The 17586-nt window shown below is 56.3% G+C and carries 18 protein-coding genes, 2 tRNA genes and 1 pseudogene; 12 read left to right on the plus strand and 9 right to left on the minus strand.

Annotation, left to right across the window (positions count from 1 at the left end):
* Window position 1: 1 nt before the first annotated feature.
* Complete coding sequence (locus C7386_RS03945; RefSeq protein WP_110436945.1) at window positions 2-1327, plus strand: recombinase family protein; 1326 nt, start codon at window positions 2-4, stop codon at window positions 1325-1327.
* 3 nt (window positions 1328-1330) lie between these two features.
* Here the strand turns inward: C7386_RS03945 and C7386_RS03950 are convergent, their stop codons facing one another.
* The 5 genes from C7386_RS03950 to C7386_RS03970 form a co-directional block, all read right to left on the minus strand.
* Complete coding sequence (locus C7386_RS03950) at window positions 1331-2191, minus strand: tRNA 2-thiocytidine biosynthesis TtcA family protein (protein WP_110436944.1); 861 nt, start codon at window positions 2189-2191, stop codon at window positions 1331-1333.
* A 16-nt stretch (window positions 2192-2207) separates the two neighbouring features.
* Window positions 2208-3329, minus strand: a complete 1122-nt coding sequence (locus tag C7386_RS03955; protein WP_116704888.1) for a cysteine desulfurase family protein — start codon at window positions 3327-3329, stop codon at window positions 2208-2210.
* Window positions 3330-3442: 113 nt separating this feature from the next.
* The gene (gene queC, locus C7386_RS03960; protein ID WP_116704889.1) at window positions 3443-4129 is read right to left on the minus strand and encodes a 7-cyano-7-deazaguanine synthase QueC; all 687 of its coding nucleotides are present in this window, start codon (window positions 4127-4129) and stop codon (window positions 3443-3445) included.
* Complete coding sequence (gene queF / locus C7386_RS03965) at window positions 4126-4623, minus strand: preQ(1) synthase (RefSeq protein WP_116704890.1); 498 nt, start codon at window positions 4621-4623, stop codon at window positions 4126-4128. Before queF ends, queC begins: the two co-directional genes overlap by 4 nt.
* 23 nt (window positions 4624-4646) lie before the next feature.
* Window positions 4647-5144, minus strand: coding sequence for a QueT transporter family protein (locus tag C7386_RS03970; RefSeq protein WP_207655840.1), 498 nt, complete (start codon window positions 5142-5144; stop codon window positions 4647-4649).
* Between the two features lie 426 nt (window positions 5145-5570).
* Between C7386_RS03970 and C7386_RS03975 the strand changes: the two genes are divergently transcribed.
* Window positions 5571-6314, plus strand: coding sequence for a sporulation initiation factor Spo0A C-terminal domain-containing protein (locus tag C7386_RS03975; RefSeq protein ID WP_116704891.1), 744 nt, complete (start codon window positions 5571-5573; stop codon window positions 6312-6314).
* A gap of 130 nt (window positions 6315-6444) precedes the next feature.
* Here the strand turns inward: C7386_RS03975 and C7386_RS13885 are convergent.
* Together C7386_RS13885 and C7386_RS03985 are read right to left on the minus strand one after the other, a co-directional pair.
* Window positions 6445-6921 (minus strand): annotated as a pseudogene (locus C7386_RS13885) (dipicolinate synthase subunit A N-terminal domain-containing protein); the annotation flags it as partial.
* Window positions 6845-8044: a M24 family metallopeptidase gene (locus C7386_RS03985; RefSeq protein WP_110436938.1), complete on the minus strand. Its 1200-nt coding sequence runs from the start codon at window positions 8042-8044 to the stop codon at window positions 6845-6847. The pseudogene C7386_RS13885 and the gene C7386_RS03985, both read right to left, overlap by 77 nt.
* A 161-nt stretch (window positions 8045-8205) precedes the next feature.
* Between C7386_RS03985 and cls the strand changes: the two genes are divergently transcribed.
* The 3 genes from cls to C7386_RS04000 are packed head-to-tail and all read left to right on the plus strand — an operon-like array spanning window position 8206 to window position 10970.
* Complete coding sequence (gene cls, locus C7386_RS03990; RefSeq protein WP_243031233.1) at window positions 8206-9735, plus strand: cardiolipin synthase; 1530 nt, start codon at window positions 8206-8208, stop codon at window positions 9733-9735.
* Between the two features lie 18 nt (window positions 9736-9753).
* Complete coding sequence (locus C7386_RS03995; protein ID WP_116704893.1) at window positions 9754-10518, plus strand: threonine/serine exporter family protein; 765 nt, start codon at window positions 9754-9756, stop codon at window positions 10516-10518.
* Window positions 10515-10970 carry a threonine/serine exporter family protein gene (locus tag C7386_RS04000; RefSeq protein ID WP_116704894.1) on the plus strand — a complete coding sequence of 152 codons (456 nt, stop codon included), beginning with the start codon at window positions 10515-10517 and terminating at the stop codon, window positions 10968-10970. The genes C7386_RS03995 and C7386_RS04000 overlap by 4 nt, the downstream gene beginning before the upstream one ends.
* Window positions 10971-11272: 302 nt before the next feature.
* On the opposite strand, the gene C7386_RS04005 is transcribed toward C7386_RS04000, so the two are convergent.
* Together C7386_RS04005 and C7386_RS04010 are read right to left on the minus strand one after the other, a co-directional pair.
* Window positions 11273-11593 carry a permease prefix domain 1-containing protein gene (locus tag C7386_RS04005; protein WP_116704895.1) on the minus strand — a complete coding sequence of 107 codons (321 nt, stop codon included), beginning with the start codon at window positions 11591-11593 and terminating at the stop codon, window positions 11273-11275.
* Window positions 11580-11915, minus strand: coding sequence for a PadR family transcriptional regulator (locus tag C7386_RS04010; protein ID WP_110436934.1), 336 nt, complete (start codon window positions 11913-11915; stop codon window positions 11580-11582). The genes C7386_RS04005 and C7386_RS04010 overlap by 14 nt, the downstream gene beginning before the upstream one ends.
* A 178-nt stretch (window positions 11916-12093) precedes the next feature.
* On the opposite strand from C7386_RS04010, the gene C7386_RS04015 reads away from it, so the two are divergent.
* The 7 genes from C7386_RS04015 to C7386_RS04045 all read left to right on the plus strand — a co-directional run bounded on the left by C7386_RS04015 (window position 12094) and on the right by C7386_RS04045 (window position 17490).
* Complete coding sequence (locus tag C7386_RS04015) at window positions 12094-12585, plus strand: COG2426 family protein (RefSeq protein ID WP_227109541.1); 492 nt, start codon at window positions 12094-12096, stop codon at window positions 12583-12585.
* A 120-nt stretch (window positions 12586-12705) separates the two neighbouring features.
* Window positions 12706-12792 (plus strand) — tRNA-Leu (locus C7386_RS04020).
* A gap of 45 nt (window positions 12793-12837) precedes the next feature.
* A tRNA-Pro gene (locus tag C7386_RS04025) sits at window positions 12838-12913 on the plus strand.
* Window positions 12914-12992: 79 nt separating this feature from the next.
* Entirely contained in the window at window positions 12993-13478 is a 486-nt protein-coding gene (gene moaC, locus C7386_RS04030) for a cyclic pyranopterin monophosphate synthase MoaC (RefSeq protein WP_116704896.1), read from the plus strand.
* On the plus strand, window positions 13475-14410 hold the full coding sequence (locus C7386_RS04035; protein ID WP_116704897.1) for an XdhC family protein: 936 nt from the start codon (window positions 13475-13477) through the stop codon (window positions 14408-14410). Before moaC ends, C7386_RS04035 begins: the two co-directional genes overlap by 4 nt.
* A 106-nt stretch (window positions 14411-14516) precedes the next feature.
* Entirely contained in the window at window positions 14517-15338 is an 822-nt protein-coding gene (locus C7386_RS04040) for a substrate-binding periplasmic protein (RefSeq protein ID WP_116704898.1), read from the plus strand.
* Window positions 15325-17490: an ATP-binding response regulator gene (locus C7386_RS04045; protein WP_110436930.1), complete on the plus strand. Its 2166-nt coding sequence runs from the start codon at window positions 15325-15327 to the stop codon at window positions 17488-17490. The genes C7386_RS04040 and C7386_RS04045 overlap by 14 nt, the downstream gene beginning before the upstream one ends.
* The last annotated feature ends 96 nt before the right edge of the window (window positions 17491-17586 follow it).

Consider the following 17586-nt stretch of genomic DNA (forward strand, 5'->3'; position numbering starts at 1 on the left):
CATGCTGCGCGTGGCCGCCTATTGCCGCGTTTCCACCTCGCAGGAGGACCAGAGAAACTCGCTGGAGAATCAGCGGCGATATTTTTCGGAGTACATCAGCCGCCAGCCGGACTGGGAGCTTGTGGAGGTTTATGCGGACGAGGGTCTGTCCGGCACCTCGTCCGACCGGCCTGCCTTTCGGCGCATGCTGGCAGCGGCAGCAGAAGAGAAAATTGACCTGATTTTAACCAAAGAGGTCTCACGCTTTGCCCGAAATACGGTTGACACGCTCGCGTACACGAGGCTGCTGCGCCGTCAGGGAGTCGGTATTGTATTCATTGGAGATCAGATCGACACCCGCCAGAACGACGGTGAATTTCGGCTTACCATAATGGCAAGCGTAGCGCAGGAGGAGAGCCGCAAAATCTCTGAGCGCGTCAAGTGGGGGCAGCAGCGCTCGATGGAGCGCGGTGTGGTGTTCGGATGCGATAATATTTACGGGTTTTCCCTGCGGGGTGGGGAATTGACAGTGAATCCCGAACAGGCGGCAGTCGTCCGCGAGGTGTATCGCCGTTTCTTGATGGACGGCAAAGGTACTTACATCATCGCACGGGAGCTGACCGCCGAGGGCATCCCGCCGCCAAGCGGAAAAGGGAAATCGTGGTCGTCTACGATGGTGCTGCGGCTGCTCCGGAGCGAGAAATACTGCGGCGATCTTCTGCAGCGCAAAAGCTGCACGCCGGATTTTCTCGATCATCGCAAGGTGAAAAATGAGGGGCAGTCACCGCAGGTCTATCTGCGGGATCATCACGAGGCGATTGTGCCGCGCTCGATGTTCGAGGCTGTCCGGCGGGAACTCGACCGCCGGCAGGCAAACCGCAAAGCCGGCAGCCGACCCTCCGCGCGGTACTGGTGCTCCGGAAAAGTGGTCTGCGGACGGTGCGGCAGTCGGTTTGTGCCGCGCAGAGGGGCACAGGCGGACGGCGGTCTGCGATGGGTGTGCGGGAAACGGGTGCAGCACGGCGTGGCAGCGTGTGCGGCTCCGGCAGTTGGGAATCGGATTTTGCTGGACTGCATGAAGCAAATTGTACAGGATTTACCAATCGGCATGGAGATGGTATTGCGGCAGACCTTGCGCGCCATACCCGACCTCACACGCACCGAAAGGCAGCAATTCTGTACAATTTTACGAAAAAAGCTGTACAGTGAAACGGTTTACAGCGCGCTGCTCGATCATATCACCGCAACGGGGGAGGGCTTGACTGTATATCTGCACGGCGTGTCCGAACCGCTGCATTTCGAACTTTCGGGCAGAGAAAAACCGTCCGTGCAGCGCACGGACGGCTGAACACTATTCGCTTTTCTTTCCGCGTTCGTCGTAATCATCGAGGAACGAGTGGAGCACGCCGCCGGTCTTGTAACCGGGCATCATGTCCAGATTTACCGCGTGGATGCTGTTGAAAATGCTGCGCTCGATATTCGGGTTGTCGCGGCGCAGACGGCGCAGCAGGATCTTGACCTCCTGCCGCTTGGAACCGCCGCCGCCGTTGTCGCACATCGTGCAGTTTTCGGTGAAGCGGCACGCGCACTGGATAAATTCGAGGTTGTTATACTGCTTCCACGCGAGAATATCCTCCTCATGAATGCAGTACAGCGGACGAATCAGCTCCATGCCTGCAAAGTTGGTGCTGTGCAGCTTGGGCAGCATGGCCTGCATCTGTGAGCCATAAAACATACTCATCACGGTGGTTTCGATGACGTCGTTGAAGTGGTGGCCAAGTGCGATCTTGTTGCAGCCAAGCTCCTGCGCCTTGCTATACAGATAGCCGCGGCGCATCCGCGCACACAGGTAGCACGGGTTTTTCTCGCTGCTGTTGGCGACCGCGAAAACATCGGTCTCGAACACGGTGATCGGGATATGCAGCAGCGCGGCGTTGCTCTCGATCTTATTGCGGTTGATCTCGTTGTAGCCGGGGTCCATAACGAGGAAAACTACCTCAAACGGCACCTCGCTGTACCGCTGGAGCAGCTGCATCAGCTTGGCCATCAGCATGGAATCCTTGCCGCCGGAGATGCACACGGCGATCTTGTCGCCCGGCTGAATCAGCTGATACTGTCGAACCGCCAGTGTAAACGGGTTCCAGATGGTCTTGCGGAATTTTTTGATGATACTGCGCTCGATCAGCTCGTGCGGCTGTAAATCTCGTTTCATAATGATGCTCCCTGTATTACTTGACTAACTCGTGATAGCACGCGTCGAAAACGGACAGAAATTCGTCGATTTCCGCGTCCGTGGTAAGGTGGCTCAGGCTGATGCGCCATGAGGACAGTGCATTTCTGCGATCACGGCTGACAGCAAACACTGCACGGGACGGCAGACCGTCTGCCGAGCAGGCGGATTTGACCGATACGCACACGCCTTTTTCGGACAGCGCGCGCTGAAATACGGTGCCTTTCACATTCTTGACGCTCAGATTGAGGATATGCGGCACGGTGTGCTCCGGACTGTTGATATGCACCGCGGGATACGCCGCAAGTGCCTTCCGAAGCCGTTCGCTGTGGCGCTGAACGACCGCACAGCGGCTCTCACGCTCATCGCATGCCAGCTGCAGTGCCAGCGCAGATGAAGCCGCCAGACCGAGTGCAGGCGTGCCGCTGCGGTACAGCGTCGTGCTGGCACCGCCGTTCATCTGCGGCTCGAGCGGCATACGGCTGCGCTTAAGCAGCACGCCGCTCCCGCAGATGCCGCCAAACTTGTGCGGCGCAAAGCTCAGCGTGTCGATACCGGAAAAGTCCACCGGGATGCGTCCGATAGCCTGCGTTGCGTCAATGTGCAGACGGCAGTTCGGATGGTCAGCCAGCAGCGCTGCGATTTCGTTTACCGGCTGAATGGTGCCAAGCTCGCTGTCCACCGCGCAGATGGCAACGAGAACGGTATCCGGACGCAGAAGCTCGCGCACTTCCTCCGGGTCAACCGTGCCGTCCAGACCGATGGAGAGCAGGTCAATCTCCCAGCCGCGCTCCTGCAGGGCGGTCAGGCTGCCGCTGACCGAGGAATGCTCGAGCGGTGTGGAGATGATATGCTTGCCGATATGCCGTGACGCCTGTGCGATGCCCTTGATGGCGAGGTTGTTCGCCTCGGTCGCACCCGAGGTAAAGATGATCTCGGCAGGGGACGCGCCGGTCAGTGCCGCAATCTGCTCGGTGACACGCGCCATTTCCTCACGGGCGGCTTTGCCAGCCGCGTGTACCGAGTTCGGGTTGGCCGGGAAGCGGCGTTCCATATCGCAGAATCGCTCGAGCACCACGGGGTCAGCGGGTGCATGGGCGGCATAATCGAGATAAATCATAGCATGGACTCCTCAAAATAAGGTTAACGGCTATAATCATAGCATTCTTATAGGAAAAAGTCAAGATGGACAGAAAAAGACTGCTGTCTCCGATGAAACAGCAGTCTTTTGTTTTACCTCATTGCGGGGTCGGTCACGCCGTTGGCCTCGAACGCGCGGATGCGATCCAGGCAGGTGCCGCACTTGCCGCACGGCTTGTCGCCGCCCTCGTAGCAGCTCCACGTCAGCTGATAGGGAACCTGCAGCCGCAGACCTTCGGCAACGATCTGCGCCTTGTTCCAACGCACGAACGGAGCCTCGATGCGGACATCACCGCCCGAGCCGAGTACGATGGAGTGGTTCATTGCATTTACGAAATCCTCACTGCAGTCGGGATAGGCATTGCCGGCGGCATCGTCGTGATGCGCACCGTAGTAAATCACGCTGCAGTTCTTGGACAGCGCAACGCTGGCCGCTGCCGACAGGAACAGACCGTTGCGGAACGGCACATAGGTCGTAACCGGCTTGCCGCCGCGCTGCGCGAGCTGCTCGGCGTAGGATTCCTCGGGGATGTCCTCGGTCGAGTGGGAAAGCAGCGAGCAGTCGCTGTACGCGAACACCGGCGTCAGGTCGAGAGACGTGCCCTCGATGCCGTAGTATTCGAGAACCGCCTTTGCAGCCTGGATCTCCTTAACGTGCTTCTGACCGTAGTAAATGGACAGCGCGCACACATTCTCCTTGCCGTGCTTCTCGATGGCAAGCGCAAGACAGGTTGTGCTGTCCACGCCGCCGCTGCACAGGACCATTGCCTTTTCGCTCATCGGTTGTCCACCTTCTCCGGGTACAGATCGTGGTGGGTGAGACGCTCGAATGCAACCTCCTCCCAGCGGGTGCCGGGCTTGCCGTAGTTGCAGTACGGGTCGATCGAGATGCCGCCGCGCGGTGTAAATTTGCCCCAGACCTCAATGTACTTCGGATCCATCAGGCGGATGAGGTCCTTCATAATGATGTTTACGCAGTCCTCATGGAAATCGCCGTGGTTGCGGAAGCTGAACAGATACAGCTTGAGCGACTTGCTCTCTACCATGCGCTCGCCGGGCACATAGGAGATATAGATAGTAGCAAAGTCCGGCTGGCCGGTCATCGGACACAGGCTGGTGAACTCCGGGCAGTTGAACTTGACAAAATAGTCATTGTCCGGATGCTTGTTCGGGAAAGTCTCCAGCATTTCGGGCGCGTAGTCCGAGGGATACTGGTTCTTCTGGCTGCCCAGCAGAGTGACGCCGTTCAGTTCTTCTTTATTTCTTCCGGTCATGGTTGCATTCTCCTTACATTTAATTAGGCCTTAGTTGCCTTGGGATACAGTGCACGCTGCAGTACGTTCACCAGAACGACACCGCAGACCGCAGGTACGGACTGACCGATGCACAGGCTGGTGGCAAGTACAGAATACGGAACGTGCAGCAGATAGCTCAGATAGCTCGGTACGCCGAGACCGGGCACAAGGATGATCGGGAGGATCATCAGCCAGAGGCTCCAGCCCTTGCGGCGGATGAGCACGATGATCGCGGTAACGATGATACCGACGAAGCAGCCTCCGAACCAGTCCAGCAGACCGAGTCCGCCGAACAGAAAGTTGGCAATGAAATTCGCGAAACCAAGCGGCAAAACCAGGAACGGAAACAGGTAAGCGAGCGCATACAGAGCCGTCGCAATGCGGATCTGGTACGCACCGAAAGAGAAGCTCTGCGTAAAGTACAGCACAACAACGTAAAGTGCCATCACCATAGCAGAAACGGTCAGTTTTTGAACCTTGCTCATGTTTTCTTTTACCATATTTCGTTCACCTCCAAATAATGCACACAACAACGTTGATTGAGAAACGTAAAGTTTTTCTGTTTCGTTGTCCCTAGTTTTGTTTTACGACAGGATGGTTTCGAACTGTCATTCCATATCCGGAAGCAAAGTGCCGAACGGCACAAACGATAGTATAGCGTATTTTTATCGTTTATGCAAGTGTAAAAGCACCAAAATGCGTTTTTTGATAGAGAGATTATGCGGTTTCACAGAGAAGCGCAGAGCACCTGTCTGGTTGGGAGAAAACCGGACATTCGACAGAAAAAATGCGGTCTTGTCGAAAATTGTCGATAAATATGCGGGAAAAAGCAGGGATATCCGCTTGCGCGGACGCGCTGAATATGTAAAAATAAGATGTAATCCATCAATCGGCATAAGATAGAGAAAGCCGGGGGAAAGCAGTAAATGAAGATCAAACAAGGCAAAATGCGTATTTTACTGGCGTGTGCGGACGAGTCTCTGCTGAAACAGACAAAACGGCTTATGCAGGCGAGCAAAGAGCTGGAGCTTGTCGGCTGTACGTCGAACGGCACGAAGGCGTGGGAAATGATTCGACAAAAAATGCCGGATATGGTCGTGCTGGATACCGACCTGCCATATGCGGACGGCTTTGCCGTTGCGTCATGGATGAGACAGAATAAGATGTGGGATACGAGCATTATCCTGCTCAGCTCGTTCATCGGCGGTCAGACCTATGTGGAGTGCAGCCTGCTGCACATTAACGTGCTGCTGCGTAAGCCAATCTGCGCGGATGCACTGTATGAGCGCATCAAGCTGGCGGTCACCTGTACCAGTCGGGGAGACACGGTGGAGCAGCGGCTGGCCCAGATCCTGCGTGAGCTGGGTATGCGCGAGCAGACGATCGGCTATCAGTGTGCATTGCTGACCGTGTGCCTGTATCGGGAGACCGACGGTGCCAGCATCACCAAGATCATTTACCACAGTGTCGCGCAGCAGATGAACAGCGAAGGCAGTAATGTGGAGCGCAATATGCGCTATGCCGTTCACCGCGCATGGGATAAGTGTGATAAAGCCGTGCTTGCCAGGTATTTCGGTGAAGCGCGTGCACAGGATAAGGAGCCGCCGAGCAACCGCGAATTCTGTGCGGCTCTCGTGGAGTATCTCCGGCAGGAAGCCTGCCGCCTGTAACCGGACAGCCTGTGCTTTTTGCAAATGCGGCAGGTACCGCGTTGCGGATCGCCAGCTCCTCGCGGGATAAGTAGTCGATGAGTGTCAGTCCGTTCTGCACCGCGCGGGCGTGTACGGAAAAGGGCACGGCACCGGCCAGCGTCAGCGTTCCGGCGGGAATGGCATCGAGTACATCGCCAATCGTGTGCTGTGCATTGGCAAGCGGCGCGTTCAGACTGCCGTCCCCCGTCTGCACCGGCATAGGCAGAATGACCGCGCGTGCGTCAGCAAGGCACGCCTGCAGGTCACTTGCAGCCGTGCAGCCTGCGGCGGGGCGGCGCTCGAGTGCAAATGTGCGCACGGTGTGGCCTGCTTCATGCAGCAGCTCGGCTAAATATGCCTGACGCACGTCGCCGCCGACGACGGCGAGAGTCGTCGATTGATTCATAAGCAAAAACCTCCTTTGCGCCATTCTATGCCGGATGCAAAAGAGGAGTGAAAAGAGAACATCCGCTCTTTGTACAAACAGAGAGCGGATATTTTTGTATAGATTACTGATTGAGTACCTCGAACAGCGTGTCGCATGCGCCGGTGAGCGACTGCGCAGGACCGTCTGCGGTGATCTCATAGGTGTTTTCGCAGCCGATGAGGCCGACACCCGGAATCGCGATCTTCGGCTCAACGGCAAGCGTCATGCCGGACTCGAGCGGAGCCGAGAAGCCTTTGGCGAGAACCGGTGTTTCGTCCATTGTCAGACCGATGGAGTGGCCGAGGAACTTGCAGCCGTTCATAAAGCCTTCGCGGAACGCAGGATCGACGAGAGAGAGGATCTTCTCGTAAATCTCAGCCGGAACGGCACCGGCGCGCAGGAGAGATGCAGTTTCGTTCTCCAGCGCAATGCACTGCTCGCGTGCCGCGCGGATCACACCGCTCTGCGGATGCTTGTCCAGCTCGCCGTAGTAGAACGTAATACTCTTATCGGTATGGTAGCCGCGCCAGCCGCACGGAATATCCAGCAGGACGGTGTCGCCTTCGTGCAGCGTGCGCTCGGACGAGCCGATGGACTTCATTGCGGTCGAGGTGCCGACACAGCCGGAGGGGCTGTCCAGTGCGGTGGGACGCAGGCTGTTTTCACTGAAGCTGGCAATACCGAGCACGTCCTCGGCTGCCGGCTGATTGTAGCGCGAGATACCCATGCCGCCGCGGTCCACGATGGCGGTGCAGATCTCGCTGCACAGGCGTGCTTCGCTGACGCCTTCGCGCAGGAATGCCGGAGCAAGTTCCTCGATGACATAGCGGTGCAGTTTGCCGGATTCGCGCATACAGTCAAGCTCATACGCGCTCTTGACCGAGCGCAGACCGCTCAGAACGCCGTCCATCGGCTTGGGTGCAAAAGGCAGATGCTTGTTCAGCATGGAGAGCTTTTGCAGCGTCATGGTCTTTGCGGCAACGTAGACGGTCTCCGGAATATCCGGATAGACCTCCTTGATGCCGCGAAAGCTGCCCATCGGACGGATGTCTGCAAAGGCGGATTCGTCCTTTGCAACATCAAACGAGCGGCGGACGAACAGCGTAGCCTGATCGGGTGTCACGACAAGTGCGCCATCCTGCATGGTGCCGGTGAAGTAGTACATGTCGAGCGTGTTGTCAAGCAGAAGCATGGACCACGCAGGGTCCTTCTCGGTCATGGCACAGCGCAGACGGTCGAGCCGCGTGTTCAGTTCGGCGGCGGGCACGGGAATATGGGGCATGGATGATCCTCCTGTATGATTAACGGTGGTTTACAAAAATGTTACTTTTAGTGTAGCACATATTTAACCGGAGAGCAACGCAGACGCGTTGACTTTTTATACCTTGTGCGATATGATTATAGTCTATGGAAGGACTGCGTTGTGCAGGGAAGGGAGCGATTATGATGCGCAGAAAAGTAGGCAAGCTGCTGGGCGACCGCCGCGTTGTCGGAGGATTCCTGCTGCTGATTCAGCTTGCAATCGTTATGTTCGGCGTAAGCTGGGCAAGTACGGAATATCACTGGCTGACACCGGCACTGACCGTGCTGAGCGTTATCATTGTCATCTGGCTGGTGCGTAAGTACGACAACCCGATGTACAAGATCACATGGATGCTGGTTATTGTGCTGCTGCCGCTGTTCGGCGGCTTGTTTTATCTGTTCTGGGGCAATACGCCGCTCAATCGGGCGCGTACCCAGCATCAGTACGAGCCGAAACCGCCGGATTTCACTGATTATATGCGCACGCCTGCTACAAAGGAGCTGATCGAGCAGCATCCGCGTCATGCAGCACGCGCCCGCTATATCGAGACGCTGGACGGTATGCCGGTGTGGACCAACACGGAGACGAAATATTTCCGTATCGGCGAGGAAATGTTCGACTCCATGTGTAAGGAGCTGCGCCGCGCACAGAAGTTCATCTTTCTGGAGTATTTCATCATCGAAGAAGGCATCATGTGGGATACTATCCTTGACATCCTGCGGGAGAAGGCGGCCGCCGGACTGGATGTGCGTGTGCTGTACGACGACGTTGGTTCGATCTGCACGCTGCCGAAAAACTACGACCGCTATCTGATGAGCCTCGGCATTCACGCGGTGCGCTTTAACCGCTTTATCCCGACGCTGAACACCTATCTCAACTACCGCAACCATCGCAAGATGACGATTATTGACGGCAATGTCGGTTATATGGGCGGTATCAATCTGGCGGATGAGTATATCAACAAAAAGGTACGCTTCGGCTACTGGAAGGACACCGGCATCATGCTGCGGGGTGAGGGAACAGCCAATATGACCGCCCTGTTCCTGCAGATGTGGGAGTATGTCACCGGCGAGGATATGCCGCCGCTCGAAAACTATCTGCCGACTGCCAAGCTGCCGGCAGACGGCTATGTGCAGCCGTTTGCGGATTCACCGCTCGACGACATCAATATCGGTGAATCCACCTACCTGCAGATCATCCATAACGCGCGAAAGTACGTCTATATCACCACCCCGTATCTTGTACTGGATAACGAGATGATTACGGCGCTGACCATTGCGGCGCAGTCCGGCGTGGACGTGCGCATCCTGACGCCGGGCATCCCGGATAAAAAGCTGGTGTACATGATCACACGTTCGTACTATCAGCAGCTGCACCGAGCGGGTGTGAAGATTTATGAGTACCGACCGGGCTTTCTGCACGCGAAAACCATCGTGTCCGACGATGATACGGCGGTGGTCGGTACGATCAACATGGATTTCCGCTCGTTCTTCCTGCACTTTGAGTGCGCGACCTGCTTCTACAACAGCTCGGTCGTTGCCGCCGTTAAGCAGGACATTATGGAGACCATCAATGTCAGCCGCCGGATTGATGACGAATGGCTGCGCCGTGTGCCGTGGATTCGGTCGATCATGGCAAGCGTGCTGCGTCTGTTCGCGCCGCTGCTGTAATGAGAGGAGCGTGGTTTGATGGACCGACCGGAGCAGACACTTTCCGCTGTGCTGGATGCGGGAGAGCTGCTGCTGACCTCGGGTGCTGAGGCAGCTCGCGTAGAGGACACCATGCGCCGTCTGGCACGCGCCTACGGTTTTGTACGAGCGGATGTGCTGACCATCACGGCCAGCATGGCAGTAACGGTACGGACGGCAGACGATCAGGTGATTACGCAGACACGCCGCATCCTGCGGCGCGGAACCGATATGCGCTGCATTGAGGCGGTCAACGAGCTGTCGCGCAAGGTATGTGTGAATCCTATCCCGCCGGAGGAATTACACGCACATCTGGAAGCCATCCGCACCGCACCGGATAAGCTGCGCTGCCGGCTGCCGCTGGCGTATCTGATCACGTCAGGCTCGTTCGCTGTGTTCTTCGGCGGCACCTGGAGAGACGGCATAGCCGCCATGCTGTGCAGCGTGCTGCTGTATGTCATCGGCGTGCTCGGTGATCGGATTTCGTTGCAGCCGCTGGTGCTGACCATGGTCAGCTCGGCGGCGATGTGCACGGCAGCGGCTCTCACGGTAAAAACCGGCATGGGACAGAATCTGGATTATATCATTATCGGCAACATCATGCTGCTGATTCCGGGCATTCCGTTCGTCAACTCCATGCGCGATATTTTCGTGGGCGACACCATCACCGGACTGCTCAGTGCATTTGAAGCGGTTTTGCGAGCGCTTGCCATCGCGGCAGGCTGCGCGCTTGTGCTCATGCAGACTGGGGGCGGTGCCGTATGACGGGTGAAATCCTTCTGCAGATTGTCATGGCGATGATCGGTGCGCTCGGCTTCGGACTGCTGTTTCATATTTCCGGCAGCCGCCTGATCACGATCATGCTGGGTGCTGCGGTAAACTGGGGTGTATACCTGCTGGCGATGCAGTGGTATGATAACCGCGTGACCGCGTTTTTTGTCTCTACGCTGGCAACGGCCGCACTGGCCGAGCTGCTCGCGCGATTGCTCAAAGCGCCGGTCATCACGCTGCTTGTGCCTATGCTGGTGCCGCTGATTCCGGGCGGCGACCTGTATTACACGACGCTTGCGCTCGTGCAGGGCGACACAGCAGGCTTTGCTCGATACGGTACGCTGTTCATCGAGGAGGCGGGCGCGATGGCGTTCGGCGTCATCCTTGTGGCGTGCCTGGTGCAGACTCTCGGCAAGCTGTGGCTGCTGCACAGCGAAAGAAAATAAAGAAAGCGTTCTGTAAGAGGCTGTCGCGAAACTGCAGTTTCGCCGACAAGCAGGAACGGACCGTGGGCCGTTCCAAAGTCGTCCGAAAGTTCCTATACAGAAACTTTCTCCCTCCAGAAGTATAAAAAACCGAACGCCATCCTTGCGCGGCTTCTTGGCCGCGCTGCGTGGCACATGTCCCCGGATTTTTGGAATTTGCATGGCAAATTCTATTGAAACACGCGCTACCGCGCGATAGGATAAAATTGGTTTACTACAAACTGAGCGTTCTGTAAATTTCATACAGAACGCTTTTGTGCTGCTTACAGCAGGTGAATTGTCAGATATAACGCACAGAGCAGAATCGCGATCCACACAGTGGCGAAAATTACATTGTACACTACCCGCGCAAGCGGCAGACGTGCCTGCCGCAGAGCCTTTCCCAGTACATCCGGGTCACCGAGTGCGCGCAGCACCTGACGCACAGCCTGCTCCTGTGTGAGACTGCCGCGGCAGCGCAGCTCCTCCGCGCGGCTGAGAATATGGTCGGTTAGCTCCCGCCGAACGCGGGCACGGTAAGGCGGCCACAGGAGATGCCGGCACACGCGGTGCAGGTACGGCACAATCAGCTTATTTGGTGACACAGGCGCCACCTCCGATTGGCTTGCGGCAGGTTTTCCACTGTTCCCGGCAGCAGGTGAGCGTTTTCACGCCCTGACGGGTCAGTCGGTAAAACCGGTGCGTGCCGTCCTCGGTCTGCCGTTCACAGGAGCGGACATCGCCGCGTGCCTCAAGTCCGTGCAGCAGGGGATACAGGCGGCTTTCGCGGATGGCAAACGCGCAGTCTGAGCGGCATTCCACCTCATGCAGCAGCTGAAAACCGGTCTTGTCCGCCTCCTCAAGCAGAGAAAGTACAAGCAGAGCTGCGCTGTCGTAAAAGGCAGCGTCTTTTTGTCCTCGCGGCATGGAGATCCCCTCCTTTATATATTCAGTATAACCGTTCGCAAGGGGTGCGTCAAATTATTTTACACAGATTTTACGATTGCAGCGCTTGCGTTTGTATGCGGAATAGGGTATTATTAACAAGTATATCTGTGTGAGTATTCGCTGTTTATCATAGAACACTTGTCAGGAGGAAAAAATCGTGTTTTCATCGTTATTCAACTGGCTGATGGGCGCAGGCCGTGAACTGGCGGTTGTGCTCATCTCCATGGTTCCGCTGGTAGAATTGCGCGGTGCGGTCCCACTGGGCGCGGTCGCAGGCGTGCCGGCGATCGAGCTGATCCCGCTGGCTGTGATCGGCAATATGATCCCGATCCCGTTTTTACTGTTTTTCGGCGAAAAGCTGCTGGACTGGGTGTGCTCGCTCGGCCCGCTTTCCGGATTTGCCACCAAGTACCGTGAAAAGCTGCTCGGAAAGACCGGTCAGGTCACCCGGTATGAACGGCTGGGTCTGTTCCTTTTTGTGGCGATCCCGCTGCCGGGCACCGGAGCATGGTCGGGTGCATTGATCGCAACGCTGCTCAAAATGCCGAAAACCAAAGCGCTGACTTCGATTCTGTGCGGCGTAATTGTTGCAGGCTTCATTATGCTGCTCGGTTCTCAGGGTGTAATTGGCGTTGCACATTTGTTTTAACAGATAACAGCCATTCCCGTGGGAATGGCTGTTATCTTTTGCAGCAGTGAAAGAAAAATACCCTTTTCGGAAAATTCCTCTTGCCAACCGGTGCGATTTACGATATAATAACCATGTTATGCCGGTGTGATGGAATTGGTAGACGTAGTGGACTCAAAATCCACCGCTGGCGACAGCGTACCGGTTCGAGTCCGGTCACCGGCACCATCAAGCGCCTCGGTTCCTCGGAATACGGGGCGCTCACAATACTATCCGGGTGTAGCGCAGTTGGTAGCGCGCTTGTTTTGGGAACAAGATGCCGCAGGTTCAAGTCCTGTCACTCGGACCAGATGAAACATCGCTTAAACGTCGTTTTGAGCGGTGTTTTTTGCGTTTGCAGAACAGAATGAATTTTCGGGAGGAACAACATGAAACTGACCCATTTGGATGAAAACGGTGCAGCGCACATGGTCAACATCGGCGCAAAGCCGGTCACGCAGCGCGAAGCTGTGGCGCAGTCCGTGCTGACCATGCAGCCGGAGACGCTGCGCATGATCCTTGACGGCACAGCGCCCAAGGGCGATGTGTTCGCGTGCGCGCGCATCGCGGGCATTATGGCGGCCAAGCGGACGGCAGAGCTGATCCCGATGTGTCATCCAATCCCGATCGAGAGCGTGGACATCGCCATTGAGGCTGTCTCGGAGACGCAGGTGCGCGTTGTCAGCACGCTGCGCTGCTCGCACAAGACCGGCATTGAGATGGAAGCACTCACGGCGGCCTCTGTTGCTGCGCTGACCATCTACGACATGTGCAAGGCGGTGGACCGCGGTATGCGTATTGATGAGACGCTGCTGCTGCACAAGACCGGCGGCAAAAGCGGCGATTATCACGCGGAAGGAGCGGCGGCACGATGACTTTGCTGGAACAGCTGCAGGCTGCCGCAGAAAATGCGCGCAAGGGACTTCCGGCGGCGCTGACCATCGACGCGGACGGCGTACAGTATACGCGCAATTTCATGCCGCAGGAACGCCTGATTCTGCTCGGCGGCGGCACGATCGCGCAGCCGCTTTGCCGCTATGCGGCCGATCTCGGTTTTGAACTGGTCGTGGCGGACGACCGACCGTCCTTTGCCAACCATCCGCGCTTTCCGGAAGCAAAGCAGATTGTATGTGATCTGTTTCCGGCGGCAATCGAGAAAATCGGCATCCGAGAGAGCGATTACGTTGCCGTTATCACGCGCGGGCATCGTTATGACGCGGACTGCCTGCGGGAGCTTCTGCGCGGCATCATGCCGCGCTATCTCGGCATGATCGGGTCGAAAAGACGCACGGTCGGTCTGCTGAACATGCTTGAGGAAGAAGGCTTCTCTCGGGCAGATCTCGACCGCATTCATACGCCCATCGGTCTGGACATTGGTGCACTGACCGTCAAGGAGATCGCGATTTCTATCGTGGCAGAGCTGATCGCGGAACGCCGCCGCACGACCGACCGCCGTTCCAAGAGCAGCATTCTCACCGCAGAGGATATCGACCTGCCGCTGCTGGAAACCGCTGCACGCGGTGATATTCCAAAAACGCTCATGCTCGTGTACGAGACCAGCGGTTCCACGCCAGTAAAATCCGGATCGTACATGGTGGTCGATGCCAATACGGCTACTGCGGGCACCATCGGCGGCGGCTGCAGTGAGAGTGCCGTTATGCGGCAGGCGTATTACTTGATCGGCACCGGCGAGCACAAGTGCGTCACCATCGACATGAGCAACGACATTGCTGCGCAGGAAGGTATGGTTTGCGGCGGGCAGATGAAGGTGCTGCTGGCGGATTTGGGTACGAAAAAATCGACATAAAGTGAAAAAAGTTGTCGAAAAATACTGGGATAAAATGTCATATTCTCTCTGGCATTCATAGATTTTAAATGGTATAATAAGGATAAAAAGTAAAGCAGGGGAAGCCATGAGACTCAAAAGACGGATTTTCGGTGTATTTGCAGCAGCACTGGCGGGTGTGCTGCTGTGCGGATGTACGGCTGCCGAGGGTATGCAGGAGCACCGGACGGAAACACCGATAACGATCAAGGTGGGCAGCGACAACTATCCGCCGTTTAATTATACCGATGAAAACGGCAATCCGGCAGGCGTGGATGTGGATTTGGCTAAGGAATCCTTCGGACGGCTGGGGTATGCAGTATCCTTCGTCGGCATTGACTGGGAAGAAAAGAAGAAACTGGTTGAACATGGTGATATTGACTGTATCTGGGGATGTTTTTCCATTGATGGGCGCGAGAACGAATACAACTGGACCGAACCGTATATGATCAGCCGCCAGGTGGTTGCAGTCAACCGAAGCAGCGATATTTACCGGCTGAGCGATCTGGAGGGCAAGACCATTGCTGTGCAGTCCACCACCAAGCCGGAGAGTATTTTCCTCGAGCGAACGGATAGCCGCATTCCGCTTGTGCGTGAAGTATACAGTCTGGAGGATCGCGAACTGCTCTACACCTCTCTCGGCAAGGGTTATGTGGATGCGATCGCGGCGCACGAAACCGCTATTCGGCAGTATATGAAGGATTATGATGCGGATTACCGTATTCTGGACGAAAGCATTCTCACGACAGGAATCGGTGTGGCATTTGCAAAAAACGATACGCGCGGACTGAGCGAACAGCTTTCCCGGGTTTTTGAGGAAATGCGTGCAGACGGTACGACTCGAACGATCATAGGCAGGTATCTGTCCGATCCGGATAAATATTTGGAGGTGGACTGTGCTGCAGATTAAAAAGGGCAAAGCCACACGCCGGTACGAACGGATTGCGGCTGCAATCGGCGCCGTGCTGGTTATCGTGGTCGGCTTTAACACGATGCGTGCGGAGAGCGCGCAGACACGGGAACAGCTCGGCAATACGATAGATTATGTGAAGGAGCAGTGCACGACCTATACACGCTACAATGCTGCAGCTGTTACCAAAAGCCTGATGCGTATCATGGACAACGCACAGCAGGTAAACCGCAATATCGGCTATGAAGGCTCGGCTGTAGATGAAGAACGGCTTCGGTTCTATGCGCAGGAACAGCGGCTGACCGGCATTATTCTGCTGGACACAGATGGAAGCGTGCAGTGCGAGTATAACGGTGATCTGCTGAATTTTCTGACGCTGCAGGAGTATATAGAGCGGGATACAGTGCTCGATGTGGTCAGGTATCCGCAGAAGACCTATGCTTCGCGGATTGACCTGCCGGACGGCTCCTATGTGGATATTTCGGCGTACGGCCGTACAGATGTGCCCGGTGTGATCGTTGCATACTATCACACCACTGCGGAGTATGCACGCAATTATACGCTGACCATACAGGGTTCGCTTGCGGGCTATAATACCAGGGACGACGGTGTGATTGTGGTGGCAAACGGCGACCGCATTATCGCGTCCAACGATGAAAAGCTGGTTGATACCAAGGTGGAGGACAGCCGTATTCTGCAGCAGATCAAGTCGAATCTTTCGTCCGCCGCGGTCGGACATTTCAAGTGCGATGGCAGCATCTATTTCGGCGGTCTGGACCGCAGCCGCGATTACTATATCTACGCCTATGTATCCGACCGCATGGTAGCGACTGATATGGTCAAAAATATGATGGCGGCGCTGATCATCTATCTGGTCATGCTGACCGCGATTCAGATGTTCCGCAGACGTTCCGCGCGGGAATATCTGGCCGAGCGGGATCGGCGCGAGCGGGAATTCCGTGAGCAGCTGATGGAATCCGCTGAAAAGGCCGAGCAGGCCAACCGCGCTAAGACCGAGTTCCTGCAGCGCATGAGCCACGATATCCGCACGCCGATCAACGGCATTCGCGGTATGATTGAGATTGCGAATTACTACAAGGACGATCCGGACAAGCAGACCGAGTGCCGGAAGAAAATCTGGGATGCCTCCGGTCTGCTGCTCGAGCTGGTAAACGAGGTGCTGGACATGGGCAAACTCGAATCCGGCGAGATCATGCTGGAGGAACGCGAGTTTGACCTCAAGGAACTGCTGGACAGCGTCGGCATGGTGGTGGATAAGCAGGCGCGGGAGCGGGGCATTACGATAATAACGGATGGCTATCCGGTTGAGCACCGCTGCCTGCTCGGCAGTCCGCTGCACCTGCGGCGGCTGCTGATGAATATCATCAGCAATGCGGTCAAGTACAACCGCGTGGGCGGCGAAATCAGGTTGGGATGCTGCGAAAAGCCGAGTGCGGATCCGGAGACTGCACAGATTGAATTCACCTGTGCGGATACCGGTATCGGCATGAGCGAGGAGTTTCAGAAGCATGTATTTGAGCCGTTTGCACAGGAGCGGAATACGGCTCGATCGGAATACGGCGGTACCGGTCTGGGTATGCCGATTGCGAAAAGTCTGGCGGAGAAAATGGGCGGCACGCTGTCCTTTGTCAGCAGGCAGGGCGTAGGCACGACGTTTACGCTGTCGCTGCCGTTCCGCATCTGCCATGCACCGGAGAAGCGGAACAAGCCGAAACGCCTGCTGCAGACCAGCTCTATTGCCGGACTGCATGTGCTGGTTGCGGAAGATAACAGGATGAATATGGAGATCGCTGAGTTTGTACTCAATGTGGAAGAAGCCTTCATCATCAAGGCAGTGAATGGCGAGGAGGCGGTACGCATTTTTGCCGATTCCAGGCCGGGAGAAATTGATGCGATTTTAATGGATGTGATGATGCCGGTGATGGACGGTCTGGAAGCGACGCGGCGTATTCGTGCGATGAAGCGTCCGGATGCGAGAACCATTCCAATCATCGCCATGACAGCAAACGCTTTCGCAGAGGACCGTCAGCGTGCCTTTGCTGCGGGCATGGATATGCATATTGCAAAGCCGCTGGAAGGCTCGGAGATGGTGGAAACGCTGGAGCGGTTTGTCAAATCCTCGCGGAAATAGGAGCAGAAGCGCAGAAAGAATACGATATAAAGGAAAGTCAGCCAAAAACGGCTGACTTTTCCTGTATAGTGCAGTTCTGCTGCCCGCAGCATACAC

The organism is Agathobaculum butyriciproducens (assembly GCA_003096535.1).
Classification (GTDB): Bacteria; Bacillota; Clostridia; order Oscillospirales; family Butyricicoccaceae; genus Agathobaculum; species Agathobaculum butyriciproducens.